Origin of the sequence: Streptomyces sulfonofaciens (assembly GCF_014656295.1) — a bacterium.
Classification (GTDB): Bacteria; Actinomycetota; Actinomycetes; order Streptomycetales; family Streptomycetaceae; genus Streptomyces; species Streptomyces sulfonofaciens.
In genome coordinates, this window is sequence record NZ_BNCD01000003.1 from 52,688 (window position 1) to 68,529 (window position 15,842).

Below are 15,842 nucleotides of genomic sequence, written 5' to 3' on the forward strand. Positions count from 1 at the left end.
GGAACGCGGGCTGGCAGGATGTCCGCATGGATCTGGGACTCAAGGGCCGTGTGTACATCGTCACCGGCGCCACCCGCGGCCTGGGCAACGCCACCGCGCGTGAGCTGCTCGCGGACGGCGCGAAGGTGGTCATCACCGGGCGGGACGAGCGGCGGGTGGCCGAGGCCGCCGACGAGCTCGGCGCGGGCGCGGTGGGCGTGGTCGCCGACAACGCCGACCCGGCGGCGCCGGACCGCCTGGTGGGCGCCGCCTACGAGCACTTCGGCGCGCTGCACGGGCTGCTGATCAGCGTCGGCGGTCCCGCTCCCGGACCGGCCGCCGGCGCCACGGACGAGCAGTGGACGTCGGCCTTCGAGTCCGTGTTCCTCGGCGCGGTACGGCTCGCCCGCACGGCCGCGGCACGGCTCGGGGCGGGGGATGCCGGCGCCGGGCGGGGCTCCGGTGCGCAAGGGGACGGCGGCACCGGCGAGGCGGACGCGGTGATCGGGTTCGTGCTGTCCGGCTCGGTGCACGAGCCGATACCCGGTCTCGCTATCTCCAACGGCCTGCGCCCCGGTCTCGCGGGTTTCGCCAAGACCCTCGCGAGCGAGCTGGGACCGCGTGGCATACGCGTGCTGGGGCTGCTGCCCGGGCGCATCGACACGGACCGGGTGCGCGAGCTTGACGCCCTGGCCGCCGATCCCGCGGCCGCCCGCGCGGCTTCGGGGGCCCGTATCCCGCTGCGCCGCTACGGCACACCGCAGGAGTTCGGCCGGACCGCCGCATTCCTGCTCTCCCCCGCGGCCTCGTACCTGACCGGCATCATGCTGCCGGTGGACGGCGGCGCACGGCACGGCTTCTGAGCGCACCGCTCCGGCCCCGTCGCAGCCGGGCCCCCCGTTGCCCCGCCCGTCGTCCCCGAGCCCGCCGCGGCCGAGTCGGCGTCTCCGCAGAGTCGGCGTCTCGGCCGAGTCGGCGTCTCCGAGCCCGTCGCGGCCCAGCCCGCCATGACGGCCCGCGCGCCGGCTCGCGCCCGCACGGCCCCGAGCCCTCGCGGCCGCTACAGCACCCGCTGGGCCCGGTGCTTGACCGGGCGGAGCTGCACGGTGGCGGGCAGCCGGCGCAGGCGGGCGGACTCGCGCGCCACCTCCAGCGGCCCGGTCGTGAGCCGGTGCAGGGTGTCGCCGGGCGCCGCCTGCGGTTCGAGCAGCAGCCGCAGCCGGGTACGGGGCGACTCGCGCCGTCCGGTGAGAACCACGTCGGCCCGCTCGACGCCGTCCAGCGCCGATGCCTCACCGGCCAGGACCGCTTCCACGGCCCGGCCCCGCAGCAGCGCCTCCTCACCGTCGCCGGTGTCCACGAGCACCTCCGCCAGCCGGTGCCTGCGCAGCACCGAGGAGAGCCACCACAGGGCGAGCAGCAGCGCCAGGGCAAGCACCGCGAAGACGGTGGGCCACCACCAGTCGCTGTCGTGCCAGCGCGTCCGCTCGTGCCGGCTCAGCAGGACGTCGTCCTCACCCTGGTGGATCCACCAGCCCGGTGCCTTGGCGCCGAGGCCGACCGCGAGCACCGGCACGCCGAGCGCCAGCAGCACCAGGCCGGTGAGGCCCACCAGCACCCGGTTGACCGTCTTGAGCACCGTCCTCACCGCTTCCTGCTCGCGCGCTTGACGTGCACCGTCAGGGCGGGGGGGCTGGCCAGGCCCAGGTCCCTGATGCCGTTGCCGAGCGCGGCGTACAGGTCGGAGCGGACCTCGTCGAGCTCCCGGAAGTGCGAGACGGCGCGGACGCGTACCGAGCGCCGCCGGGTGCGCACCCCCGCCGACTGCACCCCGGGCACCTCCATGGCCCGGTCCCTGAGCACCAGGGTGACCGCGGCGCGGTGCAGACCGGCCCGTACGTCCGCGTGGGTGCGCACCATCGGCAGCAGCCTGCGCCGGCCGGGGGTGACGGCGAGCAGCAGCAGCCACAGCCCGAGCGCGGTCACCGCGGCCGCGCCCGCCAGCACCGCCGTGTCGTCGAGGTGGCGGGAGGCGAGGCCGTCCGCGAGGTTCTTGCGCCACTGCATCGCGGACCGTCCGGCGCGCACCGAGGCGAGGTCGTAGAGCACCAGGCCGCTGGCCGCGAAGACGAGCAGCGCCACGATGCCGGCCGGCACCCTGCGCGGCGACCAGAAGCGGCCGGCCCTGCCGGCGCCGTCGACGGGGTTGTAGACCGTGGCGGAGGAGGGTTCGCCGGCGCCCTCCCGCGCCTTCTCCAGGACCGGCAGCCGCTGTGTGGTGCCGGCCTCGTGCGACCCGGTCCCCCCGGCGGAGTCGGCGCGCCCGGCACCGCCGGGGGTGTGGCCGGGCTCGCTCATCGCGTCCTCCCCTGTCCCTCGCCGCGCGTCCGGGCCGAGTGCAGCCGCTCCACCTGGACGACGACCTCGCGCACCGCCATGCCTGCCAACGCCTTTACCCGCTGGGTCACCTGCCGACGCACCTCGGCGCAGCGGCCCCCGATGTCGCACGGGTACTCCAGATCGACGCTGATGCGCACCCGTGCCGTGCCCTGGTGCACGGCGACCGTTGCGTGCGGGGCGCTGCCGTCGCGCGGCACGGTCCCCAGCGCCTCGTGGGCCGCCTGTGAGGCGATCTTGGCGACCACCCGGTCGGTGATCCGGGTGGCACCGCGCTCCGCCGCACCGACGGTCTGACCGGGCACCCGGCGTCACCGCCGCCGGCTGCCGCGCGAGCGGAAGAAGTCGCCCGGTTCGAGATCACCGTCCGCGAACCGACCGGCTACGAAGCCGATGGCACCCAACGCCGCCACCAGCAGAAATGCCCAGAACCCGCCGAAGTACCCGGCGAATCCCAGAACCATACCGGCCACCATGCCGATCATTGGCGTGCTCATCGTGCGCTCCTTGGTGAGTGGCGGTCGGCCCGTGTGCGAGGCGTCGTCGCCGGACGACGCCGATGATCGACGGACGACGCTACTGCAGACGGGTCTCGCTCTCCTCCTCCTCTTCCTCGGGAAGCTTCACATCGCTGACCGCGATGTTGACCTCCACGACCTCCAGGCTGGTCATGCGCTCCACCGCTCCGACCACGTTCTCCCGCACATCCCGTGCGACGTCGGAGATCGCCACGCCGTAGTCGACGACGATCTCCAGGTCGAGCGCGGTCTGCAACTCGCCCACCTCGGCCTTGACGCCCCGCGAGACGGACCTGGCGCCACCCGGGACGCGCTCGCGCATCGCGCCGAAGGTGCGGGCGATACCGCTGCCCATGGCGTGCACACCGATGACGTCCCGGGCGGCGAGCCCGGCGATCTTCTCGACGACGCCGTCGGCGATGGTGGTGCGGCCGCGCTCGGCCGGTTCGCCGATGCGACGCTGGCCGCCCCTCCTGGTCTGCTCGGTCTGCCTGTCCGGAGAGGCCTTCTCCGCGGTCCCCGACCCGCTCCATCCTGTGGTGTCGGCCATCGCGATTCATCCCTTTCGGACGGAGGTGTACTCCTTTATGGGAATTCCACTTCTTTGACCACAGTAAGCGCAATGACCGCAGCTCGCGCCGGGGATGGGGCAAACCGGAGCAACGGAGTCGGACGGCCCGTCCACCCCGGCGCACCGCTGTCCCCACCTCGGCCACCCGCGTCGGGCCCGAGGAGCCTGCGGACACCTTCCTGGGACCGCCTTCCGTCCGCCGGCGAACCCGGCGCGCGGCGACCGGCGACCGGTAGCCGTGCCGGACGGCGACCGCGCGGGACGGCGGCGGGAGGCTCCGGAGCCGGGGCCGGGTCAGTGCCGGGGCCGGGTCAGTGCCGGGGCAGGTCAGTGCCGGGGCCGGGAGCGGCTCGGGGCCGGGACCGGGAGCGGCTCGGGGACCCTCCGATCGGGCGCGGCACCGTCGAACGGGTTCCTAGTCGCCGATGCCCGCCAGGTCCCGCAGCCGGCGGGCCTGGGCGGAGCGTTCCGCCGCACGCTGCTCGTCGTAGGAGCGGCCGGCCGCGCCCTGGAGCAGCGCCTTGGTCTCGACGACCGCGTCGCGCGGCGCGGCGAGCAGCGCCGCGGCGAGGTCGTCGGTGGCGGCGTCCAGCTCGGCGCGGGGTACGACCAGGTTCACCAGACCGGTACGGGCTGCCTCGTCGGCGTGTACGTAGCGGCCGGTCACGCAGATCTCCAGGGCCCTGGCGTAGCCGACGATGCCGACGAGCGGATGGGTGCCCGCGAGGTCCGGCACAAGGCCCAGAGCGGTCTCACGCATGGCGAACTGGACGTCGTCGGCCGCCACCCGCAGATCGGCGGCCAGCGCGAGCTGGAAGCCCGCACCGATGGCATGCCCCTGGACGGCCGCGATGGACAGCACATCGGGGCGCCGCCACCAGGTGAACGCCTCCTGGAACGTGGCTATGGCGGCGTCCAGCTCCGCGTCCGGACGGCGCGCCAGATCGGTGAACGACGGCTCGCCGTCGAGGCCCTCGGGCGTGAACGCCTGCCTGTCGAGCCCTGCGGAGAAGGACACGCCCTCGGCGCGCAGCACCACCACGCGGACGCTGCCGGGCAGGGCACTGCCCGCCTCCGCGAGCGCCCGCCACAGGGCCATGCTCTGGGCGTTGCGCTTGGCCGGACGGGTGAGCGTCACCGTGGCGATCGCCTCGTCGACGGTGAGTCGCACACCGTCCTTGTCGATTACCGGGTCGAGCGAAACCATGGGCTCCTCCGATGGGCCGCAGTCAGGCAGGGTGCAGCCCTCGACCGAGGACGACACCCATAAGTGACTGAACAGTAACCACCCGGCCGATCATGGGAAACCCCAGGTCCGCAAGGCACCGGGGAGGAACCGGCCGGGTGGCACCACCGAAGGCGGTGGGCCGCCCGCCGTTAGCTGGCGGAGGCCTTCTTGCCCCGCGTGGCCCCGCCGCGTCCCCGCAGCGTGACCCCGGACTCGCTCAGCATCCGGTGGACGAAGCCATACGAGCGGCCGGTTTCCTCGGCCAGCGCCCGAATGCTCGCACCGGAGTCGTACTTCTTCTTCAGGTCTGCCGCGAGCTTGTCGCGCGCGGCGCCGGTCACCCGGCTGCCCTTCTTCAGAGTCTCGGCCACCCGTGCCTCCTCATGGGAAGTGCGCTCTGGACTCTCATGATCACCCCTACCGGGCTTCCTGGCCACCCATTCGGCAAGGTCCATAGGACAAGGATCAGCCTCAAAACAATGATCAACACAAATGGAATGATTAATTCCGATGCCTGGCCTTGTCGTGACGCACCGCAATCGGCGATAAAACCGCAGCTCAACGGGGTCGAAAGGAAACGGTTCCGGCACAGGAGGGGTTCAGCGCCGAAATCCATGGCGGACACACCGGGGTACCAGGCGATCTCACACAGATGGTGGATCACGGATCGGCCGAATGATCCATCCGCAGGGGATCAGCCGTTCGAGCGCTCCAGGGTGACGGGAACGGCAGGTCGGGCCCTGCCCGGTGACCTGGGCCACCGGGCAGGGCCCGACCTGCCGGGATTGCGCCGGACGCCGGCCGGGGCGTCGGCAGGGCGTCCGCTCAGGCCAGGGCGACCAGGTCCGCGTACCCCGCGCCCCACAGGTCCTCGACGCCGTCCGGCAGCAGGATGATCCGCTCGGGCTGGAGCGCCTGGACCGCGCCCTCGTCGTGGGTGACGAGGACGACCGCGCCGCTGTAGGTGCGCAACGCGCCGAGGATCTCCTCGCGGCTGGCCGGGTCGAGGTTGTTGGTGGGCTCGTCGAGCAGCAGCACGTTGGCGGAGGAGACCACGAGGGTGGCCAGGGCCAGCCGGGTCTTCTCGCCGCCGGAGAGCACGCCGGCCGGCTTGTCGACGTCGTCGCCGGAGAACAGGAAGGAGCCGAGGACCTTGCGCACCTGGACCAGGTCCATGTCGGGCGCGGCGGAGCGCATGTTCTCCAGTACCGTGCGCTCCGCGTCGAGGGTCTCGTGCTCCTGGGCGTAGTAGCCGAGCTTGAGGCCGTGGCCCTCGACGATCCGGCCGGTGTCGGGCTTCTCGACGCCTGCGAGCAGCCGGAGCAGGGTGGTCTTGCCCGCGCCGTTCAGCCCCAGGATCACGACCCTGGAGCCCTTGTCGATGGCGAGGTCGACGTCGGTGAAGATCTCCAGCGATCCGTAGGACTTGGACAGCCCCTCGGCGGTGAGGGGGGTCTTGCCGCAGGGCGCGGGATCGGGGAAGCGCAGCTTGGCGACCTTGTCGGACTGGCGTACGTCGTCGAGGCCGGCCAGCAGCCGCTCGGCGCGCCGGGCCATGTTCTGCGCGGCGACGGTCTTGGTGGCCTTGGCGCGCATCTTGTCGGCCTGCGCGTTCAGCGCGGCGGCCTTCTTCTCGGCGTTCTGCCGCTCGCGCCTGCGGCGCTTCTCGTCGGCCTCGCGCTGCTGCTGGTAGAGCTTCCAGCTCATGTTGTAGATGTCGATCACGGAGCGGTTGGCGTCCAGGTAGAAGACCTTGTTGACCACGGTCTCCACGAGGTCGACATCGTGCGAGATCACGATGAAGCCGCCGCGGTAGCTCTTCAGGTAGTCGCGCAGCCAGACGATCGAGTCGGCGTCGAGGTGGTTGGTGGGCTCGTCGAGCAGCAGGGTGTCGGCGTCCGAGAAGAGGATCCTGGCCAGCTCGATGCGGCGGCGCTGGCCGCCGGAGAGGGTGTGGAGCGGCTGGCCCAGCACCCGGTCGGGCAGGTTCAGCGCGGCGGCGATGGTGGCGGCCTCGGCCTCTGCGGCGTACCCGCCCTTGGTGAGGAACTCCGTCTCCTGGCGCTCGTACTGCCTGAGCGCCTTCTCCCGGGTGGCGCCCTTGCCGCTGGCGATGCGCTGCTCGTTCTCCCGCATCTTGCGGATCAGGAGGTCGAGGCCGCGGGCGGACAGCACCCGGTCACGGGCCAGCACGTCCAGGTCGCCGGTGCGCGGGTCCTGGGGGAGGTAGCCGACCTGGCCGCTGCGGCTGACGGTGCCGGAGGCGGGGATGCCCTCGCCGGCGAGCACCTTGGTGAGGGTGGTCTTGCCGGCGCCGTTACGGCCGACGAGGCCGATGCGGTCGCCCTTGGCGACGCGGAACGTGGCGGACTCGATGAGGATGCGGGCACCGGCGCGCAGCTCGATACCGGAGGCGGTGATCACGGACAGACTCCAGGGCGGGGGCGGTGAGGGGACGGCGGACGTGACGTGTCGGGCGGTGCCGCGCGCGGCTCGCCACCCGAGCGCGAGGGCGCGAAGGGCGGCGGCGACGGGCGTGCGTCACGCCGTCTAATGCGCAAGGAGAATGGCCATGCCCTGAATTCTAACGGCACCGCGCAACCGGTTCTCCTCCCTGGCCCACCGGCCGTCCGTGCCCGGGGCCCACCTCGCCCCCGCCGGTGCCCGCCGACCCGTCCCGAGAAGCTCCGCCCCTGGTCACCGCCGTCGCGTTCACCCGTTCGGCGCACTGAGGACGCCGCCGGGCACGGCGCGCACCACGATGAAGGGGCAGATGAAGGGGCAGATGAAGCGCCAGGCGTCGACAGGCCGCGCAGCCGGGCCCGCGGGCACCGCCCCGCGTGGTCGGCGGGTGCCACGCGGCCGCCGAAGGAGGCAGGGACATGACGGACACCAGGACGGGCAAGGGCGTACGGGCGAGCGTCTGCCCGACGCTGCTGTACACGGACGCGCGGGCGGCCATCCAGGAGCTCACGGAGGGCCTGGGGTTCACCGAGGTGAACGTCTACGAGGACGGCGGCGGCACGGTGATGCACGCCGAGCTGGCCCAGGGCAACGGCGCCGTGATGCTCGGCACCAGGGGCCGCGGCGGCACCTACGACCAGACGATGCAGGCCGCGGGCCCCGCGGGCGTGTACGTGGCCGTGGAGGACGTCGACGCCCACCACCGGCGGGCCGAGGAGCACGGGGTGGAGATCCTGATGCCCCCGACGGAGCGGGAGTACGGCTCGCGCGAGTACCGGGCCAGGGATCTGGAGGGCAACGTGTGGAGCTTCGGCACGTACAGCCCGGCGCTCTCCTGAGGGCGCGGGCGGCGGGCCACCGGGGCCGAGGCCCGGCCGGTGCTGCGCTCCGGGCCCGCTCCCGTGCGGCGCGCGCCGCACGGGAGCGGTCGGGGCCACCGTGCTACGCGCCCCCGCGGTGCACCTGGAAGGCCGCGCGGCGCACCACCTTGGCGAGCGCCGGGTCCGGGTGGGCGGCGGCCAGGGCGACCAGCACCTGCACGGTGCGCGGGTGGCCGATGGCCCGTACGTCTTCGAGCAGCGCCGGCACGGTGCCCTGGACAGCGGACTCCAGGTGCCGGACGAGCAGGCCGGCCTCGCCGTGGTCGGAGACGGCCGCGGCGGTGTCCACCCAGAGCCAGGTGGCCTCCTCGCGCGTGAGCGCGGTGTGGGCCTCCTCCGGGTCCACGCCGTCGTGCTCGGCGAGCCACAGCAGCGCGTAGGGCCGCAGCGAGGTCTCGTCCAGGACCGCTCTGACGTCCGGTTCGGCGGGCGCGCCGACGACGCGCAGCGCCTCGAAGGCGAGGCCGCGCAGCAGTGCGTCCTCACCGCGGGCCGCGGTCAGCAGCTCGGTGACGGCGCTGCCGACGGGGCGGGCGGCGAGCCAGGCACGGTACTCGGCGCGGGCGGCATTGGGCCGCAGTTGGGCGCAGCCGCGCAGCATGTCCTCGGCGGACTGCTCGATGTTGCCCGCCGGACTCTGGGCCGCCACGCAGATCTGCTCCAGCTTGACCCAGACCGCCCAGCTACCCAGCGGGGTGAGCGTGACCTGTTCGTCGGCGCGGGTGAGGGCGCCGACGCCGGCGAGCGCGTCCAGTGCCCACCCGAGCAGCGGTTCGAGCGGCGCGTCCGGGTCGCCGACCGGCTGGGGCTGGGGGCCGTAGGGGATCTCGCAGCGCTCGGTGCGCAGTTCGGTGACGCGCTTCTGGAGCAGGTCGAGCAGTTGCGACACGGGAACGGGGCCGGCGGAGAGCTGGAGCAGCGAGAGCAACTGCGGCATCGCCTCGATGACCTCGGCCACCGTGGCGGGCGCCAGGCCGTCGGGCGCGGTGCCGGTCAGCGACCAGGCGTCGAAGAGGGCGACCCAGCCGCGCAGGACGGCGCTGTCGTCCCGGTCCCAGGCGCGCAGCCGCCAGCCGGGGCGGGCGGTGTCCGCGTGCACCTCGACGAGGCCGGCGAGGCGTGCGGTGTCCCAGTCGGCGCGGGCCTGCTGGGGCGTCAGTCCCAGGTCGGCGGCGGCCCGTTCCGCGGTGGCGGCGGAGAGTACGCCGGACCCGTCCGGAGTGGCATCACCCCGGCCCGGGCCGAGTGCCCCGTCGGCCCAGTGCGCGATACGCACGGCGCCCGCGAGACCGCGCCGCGCCATGCGGGCCAGTTCCGCGGGCGCCGGGGTGCCTTCCGGGGGCGGGGGCGCGGGGCGCCTGGAGCGCCCGTCGGTCACTGCCCGGGAAGCGGTGGCCAGCGGTCGTGAGCGGACGAGTCGGAGTCTGGAGTCGCGCGGGGTACGGGACGTCACGGGAGCAGTCTTCCTGTTGACGGTCCGAATTCCCAAACGGAATGACCAAGACCGAAGGACAACCCGCTGGTGAAGGGGGTCACAGGCGACCAACACCACGGCTAAGCGGAAGGGACTGCGAGGGAGCCGTCCGGGCGGTGGCCGTGGGGCGGGAGGCACCGGGCGGGACCGGACGGTGCCGACGGGACGCCGGTTTCCGCGTCAACGGCAGGCCGAAACCCGTCACTCGCACCGGGCTTGCCGGGGTGCCGGTCGGCGGGGTAGCGGGCCGGGCCCGGTGCGCGCCGGTCCGGCCCACGGGCACCCCGCCGAGGAGCCCTGCCCGCGGGGTCGCCACTCCGAGGAGCCCTGCCCGCGGGGTCGCCACGCCGAGGAACCCGGCCCGAGGAACCGGAACCGGAGGCGCCCCGAGGAACCCGACCCGGGGGGCGCCACGCTGGGAACCGGACCGCCCCCGGACCCGGCCCGCACGTCCGCGTCAGTCGGGCAGTGCCGCGGTGAGATCGACCTCGATGAGCTGCCCGAGGAAGCCGAGCCGGGCGACTCCCAGCAGCGTGCTCGCCGTGCCGAACGCCGGCCCCACGGCCGAACCGGTCAGGCGCCGCCAGGCGGCGCCCAGCACCGCCGCATCGCCGCTGACCACGTAGATCACCGAGCGCACGACATGCTCCGGCCGGGCGCCCACCGCGTTAAGGGCGGTGACGGCGTTGGCCGCCACCTGGTCGATCTGGGCGTCGAGATCGCCCGGCCCCACCAGCGCCCCCGTGCGGTCCAGCGGGCACTGCCCCGCCAGGTACGCCGTCCGGCCCGCCTCCACCACGGTGATGTGGTGATACCCCGGAGTCGGATGGAGCTGGGCGGGGTTGATCCGTGTGATCCGAGCGGGTTCGCCTCGCGTGGTCTCGGCGCGCATGGCGCGAGTCTGACGGTCCGGCCCGCGCGGTGCACCGGGTTTTCAGCCCGGCCCGCCCCGGCACCGGGCACGCGGGTGCGCGAGACGGTCCGCGGGCCCGGCCACGCGTCCGTGAGGGCCTTCGGCCACCCTCTTCGGACCTCCGCGCTGCCCCGCCGGTCTCCGCTGGTCTCCACGCAGCAGCGCCAGGGTCCCTCGTTCAGGACCGGGCCGGATCGGGGGGCGGGGTGCGGTGCGTGCGGCTGCGAGGGGGAGGAGGGAGTCGCCGCGGGGCGTCGGGGACCGACGACAACGCCCCAGGCGCGCGTGCCAGGGCCCGCGAGCCCAGCGCGGTCCGAACGAAACCCCTTAGGTCAGCGGGACGAGGAAGCGCCGCAGCGCCTCCTCGTAGGCCGCCGGGTCGGCGTTCCACAGCGCGCCGTGCGGTGCGTCGCGCACGGTGTGCAGGCTGACCAGCGAGGGCAGGCGGTCGGCCAGCCGCAGTGAGGGTGCCCAGGGCGCGATGGTGTCGTCCGGACCGTGCAGCAGGAGGGACGGCACCCTGACCGCGTCGGGGGCGATGACCGGCGCTGCCCGGTCGGACGCGTGCGCCCCGCGGCCCTGGGCGGCGCGCACGGCCAGCGGCAGCAGGAGTCGCGGAGTACCGCGGGCCGCGGCGAGGGCGCGCACGGTGGCCGCCCAGTCGAGTACCGGCGAGTCGAGGACGAGGCCGACGATGCGGTCCCGCAGCGGGGAGCGGGCGGCGGTGTGCAGGGCCATGGTGGCGCCGGTGGACCAGCCGTACAGGATGACCCGCTCGGCGCCGTGCCGCACCGCGTGGCCGAGTGTCGCGTCCACGTCCCGCCACTCGGTCTCGCCGAGGTGGTTCAGCCCGTCCGGTGAGCGGGGCGCGCCGGGGTCGCCGCGGTAGGCGGGGATGAGCACGGGGAACTTGCGGCGGTGCAGGAGGTCGAGCAGGGCCAGGGGGTGTTCGCGGGTGGTGCCGAGGCCGTGCACGGCGATCACCCAGGTGTCGCGGGCCGCGGGCACGAACCAGGCGGGCAGCGGACCGAGTTCGCCGGGGATGTGGGTGTCCTCGTACTCCAGGCCGAGCGCCGAGCGCGGATCGCCGGTGTGCACCTGCGGGGTGAGCCAGACCTTCGCACCGGGTTCCAGGGAGCCCCGGGTGATGCGTTCGAGGCGGCGCACCACCGTGTCGGGGGTGTGCGGGGCGTTCTCGTCGACGGGGCCGACGACCGCGTGGGCGCCCGCCGCCGAGGCGTCGACGAGTCCGTGGACACCGGGGCGGGCGGAGGCGAGGTCGCGGGTGAGGGTGATCCGGTCGGCGGTGACGGAGTGCACGGTCAACCGGGGCTCGGTGGGCAGCGGGCGGTCGGGGCGGATCCGCAGGGCGGCGTCGCCCGCCAGGCGCCCCGCGGCGACCGCGGCCGCGCCCGCGCCCAGCACGGCGGTGACGGCGGCGGCAGCGGCCCGGGCGGCGGGCGCGGCACCCGCCGCACGCGGGCGCACGGCCCGCGCCGAGGACAGCGCCCCTGCGAGGGCGTGCGTGGTGGCGGCCCGGGACGTCCTCACCGGTGCCGAGGTCGATGTTCTTGCGGTGCGCACCGCTCCAGTGTCCGCGCCCGGACCCGCGGGGGCCAGCCGAATGCCGCGGCGGATCCGCGCACCGGGCACACGGCCCGCGCTCCCGGCCCGTGGCACGCGGGCCGTGCGGCCGCCGTCCGGCCCGGGCACGGGTCAGGGTGCCGCGCGACGGTGCTCGCGTCCCCGGGCGCACCCGGCCCCGCCGGACCCCGCGTGCGCGTCGCCGGACCCGCGGCACCAGTCCTCACCGCGACCTCATCCCTCGTGCGGCATCAGCCCTTCCGCTGGCCGTAGCCGCGCAGCTTCTCCTGGACGGCGCCCAGTTGCTCCGTGGTCAGCAGGCTCGGCGCCCGGTCCGGCAGGGCGCTCGCGGTGAGCCAGACACGGCACATCCATTCGAGCTGGGCGGTGCGGTCGTATGCCTGCTCCAGGGTGCTGCCGTAGGTGACGGTGCCGTGGTTCTGCAGCAGGCACCCCGAACGGTCCTCCAGTGCCCTGAGCATGTTCCCGGCCAGCTCGTCGGAGCCGTAGAGCGCGTACGGAGCGACCCGGACGGGACCGCCGAGCGCCGCGGACATGTAGTGGACGAGCGGCAGTTCGGGGACGAGGGTGGAGACGGCGGTGGCGTGCACCGCGTGCGTGTGCACCACGGCCGCCGCGGAGGTGGTGCGGTAGACGGCGAGGTGCATCGGCAGCTCGCTGGTGGGCGTGAGGGTGCCGAGCACCTGCCGGCCTTCCAGGTCGACGCCCACGGCGTCCTGCGGGGTCAGCCGGTCGTAGGCGACACCGCTCGGGGTGACGAGGACGGTGTCCCCGACGCGCACCGAGACATTGCCCGAGGTGCCGACGACCAGCCCGTCGGCGACGGTCCTGCGGGCCGCCGCGACGAGCTCGTCCCACGCACGGGCCAGCGCCTCGCCCGCCGCCGCCCCGGCCGCCGGGTCCGCTCCGCCACCGGTGCCGTCTGCCGGATCCTGCGTTCCCGGCCGCTGATCAGCCATCTCTGTCATGTCGTTGATCCTGCCACCGCGGGCCACCCGCGATACATACGTTCCGCAATGCTCTGCGCACGGTTTCCCGGTCGCCGGTCGGTGCCGGGCCCGCGGAACCCGCGGAACCCGAATCCGTGAGGAGCGCAACGAGTGCAGAACTCACACAGGAAGCGGACCCGGAGGAACCGAATGGGCCGAAAGAGCCGAATGGGCCGAGATGCCCGAGAGGCCCGGCAAGGAAACACTGCCCCGGGGCTGCGCACCGATATACGGGAACCCGGGAACCCGGGAACGGGGAATGGGAAACGGCGGAACGGGAAACGGGGAACGGTCGGTGGGTGAGGAGGAGAGGCGGACCAGGGCGCCGCGGCGACGGTCGAATTCACCCCGGATGCCCGGCCGCGTCCGAGCAGTACGAGCGGAAGCCGGCGATAGTCTTCCCATCATCCGACGAACACACCGCCATCGGGGGACCTATGGCTTGTGACCACCGTCCACTGCCGCGCCGCACCCGGTTTCTGACGGCGTCCGCCGCCGTCCTCGCCGCAGGTAGCCTGTCGCTCGCGCCGGCCGAGGCATCGGCCGCCGCCCGGCCCAGGGGACACGACGTCTCCTCCCACCAGGGTTCCGTCGGCTGGCCCACCGCCAGGGCCAACGGCGCACGGTTCACCTATGTCAAGGCGACCGAGGCCACCTCCTACACGAATTCCTATTTCACCCGGCAGTTCAACGGCGCGCGCAGTGCCGGAATGCTGCACGGCGCCTATCATTTCGCGCTGCCCGACCGGAGTTCGGGAAAATCCCAGGCCGCCTACTTCGTCCGGCACGGCGGGCGGTGGCGGGCGGACGGCTGGACGCTGCCGCCCGCACTCGACATCGAGCGCGATCCCTACAGCACGCGCACCTGCTACGGCCTGAGCAGATCCGGCATGGTGTCCTGGATCAGGTCCTTCAGCGACGAGGTGAACCGCAGGACGGGCCGCCGTCCCGTCATCTACACCAGCACCCGGTGGTGGAACACCTGCACCGGCGGCAGCAGGGCCTTCGCGGCGCAGCATCCGCTCTGGGTGGCCCGGTACGCGGCGTCGGCCGGGGCGCTGCCCGCGGGGTGGGCGTACTGGACCTTCTGGCAGTACGCGGACGGCGGGAGCCTGCCGGGTGACCAGGACCTCTTCAACGGCTCGATGACCCAGTTGAGGCGCCTGGCCCGCGGCTGATGGCTGTCCCGTAGTCCCCAGCGGGTTCCCGACGCCGGCCACGGCCCCTCGCCGCGTTGCCGGGACCGCCCATGTACGACCCGGTACGAGGACGACCCTCCGCCCTGCGATCGACCGCATCCGACGCCGCTCGCCGATCCACCGGGGATCACGGGGCAGCCCTCAGGACGGAAGCACCGTGAGGTCACTCCCCGGACCTGCACAGTTCATCTTCCGTTCACCCAGGTTGCCTACGGTCGACGCGCCCGTGACCCACAACAGAAGCCTGGGTAAATGGACCACTTCACGCTTCTCCTCGGGATCGTGATCGTTACCGCTCTCGCGTTCGACTTCACCAACGGTTTCCACGACACCGCCAACTCCATGGCCACCACCATCTCCACCGGTGCGCTCAAGCCCATGACGGCCGTGGCCATGGCCGCCGGGCTCGACCTGGTGGGGGCCTTCCTGTCCGTCGAGGTCGCCAAGACGATCTCCGGCGGCATCGTGCACGAGGAGGGCATCAGGACAGAGGTGATCTTCGCCGCGCTGGTCGGCGCGATCCTGTGGAACCTGCTGACCTGGCTCTTCAGCCTGCCGTCGAGTTCCTCCCACGCCCTGTTCGGCGGGTTGATCGGCGCCGCCGTGATGTCCGCGGGCTGGTCCGCCGTCAACGGCTCCACGGTCGTCACCAAGGTCCTGCTCCCGGCCGCCGCCGCGCCGGTGGTGGCGGGCCTCGGCGCGATGCTCGCCACCCGCGTCACCTACGCCGTCGGCCGGCGGGCGACCGGGGCCGGCTCCGATGCCGGCTCCCGGGCGGCGGCCGGCGCGACCTCCAAGGGCTACCGTGCCGGGCAGATCGCCTCGGCGGCGCTCGTGGCGCTGGCGCACGGCACCAACGACGCCCAGAAGACCATGGGCATCGTCACGCTCGCGCTGGTCACCCAGGGTGTCCTCGCGCCCGGCTCGGCACCGCCCACCTGGGTGATCGTCGCCGCCGGCCTGGCCATCGCGTGCGGCACCTACCTCGGCGGCTGGCGGATCATCCGCACGCTGGGCCGGGGCCTGACGGAACTGGCTCCCCAGCAGGGCTTCGCCGCGCAGACCAGCGCGGCGACCGCCATCCTCGCCTCCTCGCACCTCGGCTTCTCGCTCTCCACGACCCAGGTCTGCTCGGGTGCCGTGCTCGGCTCCGGCCTGGGCCGCAAGGGCGGTGTGGTGCACTGGTCGACGGCGACCCGGATGCTGGCCGCCTGGTGCCTGACCCTGCCCGCCGCGGGCCTGGTCGGCGCGGGCGCCGAGTTCCTCACCCGGCAGGGTGCCTGGGGCATCACCGTCACCGGTGCCCTGCTGGTCACCGGCGCGGTCGTCATCTACGCGCTGTCACGCCGCGAGCCGGTGGACCGCACCAACGTCAACGCCCCGCAGACCGGGGGCGACGCGGCGGCCACGGCACCCCGCACGGCCGCCGCCGTCACCGCGCCGCCGCCGGGCGGCCCGCTGCCGGCCGCGCTGTCCGGTCCTGCGCCCGAGCCCACCGCCGGTGCCCCGTTCACCCCCGCCGACGTCCCGTCACTCGCCACCGTGCCGGCCCCACAGGCCGAGCCCTCCAAACCCGCCGCGGTCTAGCCACCCGAACGACGCCGACGAGCACGACGGCACACCGA

At 73.9% G+C, this 15,842-nt stretch carries 16 protein-coding genes; 4 read left to right on the forward strand and 12 right to left on the reverse strand.

From position 1 onward, the window contains the following. Positions 1–26 precede the first annotated feature (26 nt). Positions 27–842, forward strand: a complete 816-nt coding sequence (locus IE313_RS06015; RefSeq protein ID WP_189929887.1) for an SDR family oxidoreductase — start codon at positions 27–29, stop codon at positions 840–842. A 197-nt stretch (positions 843–1,039) separates the two neighbouring features. Here the strand turns inward: IE313_RS06015 and amaP are convergent, their stop codons facing one another. The 8 genes from amaP to IE313_RS06055 all read right to left on the reverse strand — a co-directional run bounded on the left by amaP (position 1,040) and on the right by IE313_RS06055 (position 7,117). Further along, on the reverse strand, positions 1,040–1,618 hold the full coding sequence (gene amaP / locus IE313_RS06020; protein ID WP_373316941.1) for an alkaline shock response membrane anchor protein AmaP: 579 nt from the start codon (positions 1,616–1,618) through the stop codon (positions 1,040–1,042). Between the two features lie 5 nt (positions 1,619–1,623). Beyond that, positions 1,624–2,337 carry a DUF6286 domain-containing protein gene (locus tag IE313_RS06025; RefSeq protein WP_229924422.1) on the reverse strand — a complete coding sequence of 238 codons (714 nt, stop codon included), beginning with the start codon at positions 2,335–2,337 and terminating at the stop codon, positions 1,624–1,626. Further along, a complete protein-coding gene (locus IE313_RS06030; RefSeq protein WP_189929889.1) occupies positions 2,334–2,681 on the reverse strand; it encodes an Asp23/Gls24 family envelope stress response protein in 348 nt (115 codons plus the stop codon). The genes IE313_RS06025 and IE313_RS06030 overlap by 4 nt, the downstream gene beginning before the upstream one ends. Before the next feature lie 6 nt (positions 2,682–2,687). After that, on the reverse strand, positions 2,688–2,873 hold the full coding sequence (locus IE313_RS06035) for a DUF2273 domain-containing protein (RefSeq protein WP_189929890.1): 186 nt from the start codon (positions 2,871–2,873) through the stop codon (positions 2,688–2,690). Positions 2,874–2,952: 79 nt separating this feature from the next. Continuing rightward, positions 2,953–3,444 carry an Asp23/Gls24 family envelope stress response protein gene (locus tag IE313_RS06040; protein ID WP_189929891.1) on the reverse strand — a complete coding sequence of 164 codons (492 nt, stop codon included), beginning with the start codon at positions 3,442–3,444 and terminating at the stop codon, positions 2,953–2,955. A gap of 436 nt (positions 3,445–3,880) precedes the next feature. Continuing rightward, entirely contained in the window at positions 3,881–4,672 is a 792-nt protein-coding gene (locus IE313_RS06045) for an enoyl-CoA hydratase/isomerase family protein (RefSeq protein ID WP_189929892.1), read from the reverse strand. 170 nt (positions 4,673–4,842) lie between these two features. After that, on the reverse strand, positions 4,843–5,064 hold the full coding sequence (locus IE313_RS06050; RefSeq protein ID WP_189929893.1) for a helix-turn-helix domain-containing protein: 222 nt from the start codon (positions 5,062–5,064) through the stop codon (positions 4,843–4,845). A gap of 454 nt (positions 5,065–5,518) precedes the next feature. Continuing rightward, positions 5,519–7,117 carry an ABC-F family ATP-binding cassette domain-containing protein gene (locus IE313_RS06055; protein WP_189929894.1) on the reverse strand — a complete coding sequence of 533 codons (1,599 nt, stop codon included), beginning with the start codon at positions 7,115–7,117 and terminating at the stop codon, positions 5,519–5,521. A gap of 458 nt (positions 7,118–7,575) precedes the next feature. Between IE313_RS06055 and IE313_RS06060 the strand changes: the two genes are divergently transcribed. Continuing rightward, positions 7,576–7,995 carry a VOC family protein gene (locus tag IE313_RS06060; protein ID WP_189929895.1) on the forward strand — a complete coding sequence of 140 codons (420 nt, stop codon included), beginning with the start codon at positions 7,576–7,578 and terminating at the stop codon, positions 7,993–7,995. Positions 7,996–8,098: 103 nt separating this feature from the next. Here IE313_RS06060 and IE313_RS06065 read toward each other — a convergent pair whose 3' ends face one another. From IE313_RS06065 to IE313_RS06080, 4 genes are all read right to left on the reverse strand, one after another. Beyond that, complete coding sequence (locus tag IE313_RS06065; protein WP_189929896.1) at positions 8,099–9,490, reverse strand: hypothetical protein; 1,392 nt, start codon at positions 9,488–9,490, stop codon at positions 8,099–8,101. 478 nt (positions 9,491–9,968) lie between these two features. Continuing rightward, a complete protein-coding gene (locus IE313_RS06070) occupies positions 9,969–10,403 on the reverse strand; it encodes a RidA family protein (protein WP_189929897.1) in 435 nt (144 codons plus the stop codon). Between the two features lie 348 nt (positions 10,404–10,751). Further along, on the reverse strand, positions 10,752–11,930 hold the full coding sequence (locus IE313_RS06075) for an alpha/beta hydrolase family protein (RefSeq protein ID WP_373316942.1): 1,179 nt from the start codon (positions 11,928–11,930) through the stop codon (positions 10,752–10,754). A gap of 329 nt (positions 11,931–12,259) precedes the next feature. Further along, positions 12,260–12,988 (reverse strand): class II aldolase/adducin family protein, encoded by a 729-nt coding sequence (locus tag IE313_RS06080; protein WP_189930257.1) that lies wholly within the window; start codon positions 12,986–12,988, stop codon positions 12,260–12,262. 467 nt (positions 12,989–13,455) lie between these two features. Here IE313_RS06080 and IE313_RS06085 point away from each other — a divergent pair, with 467 nt between their 5' ends. Continuing rightward, complete coding sequence (locus IE313_RS06085; RefSeq protein WP_189929898.1) at positions 13,456–14,196, forward strand: lysozyme; 741 nt, start codon at positions 13,456–13,458, stop codon at positions 14,194–14,196. A gap of 273 nt (positions 14,197–14,469) precedes the next feature. Continuing rightward, complete coding sequence (locus IE313_RS06090; RefSeq protein ID WP_189929899.1) at positions 14,470–15,804, forward strand: inorganic phosphate transporter; 1,335 nt, start codon at positions 14,470–14,472, stop codon at positions 15,802–15,804. Positions 15,805–15,842: the final 38 nt, after the last annotated feature.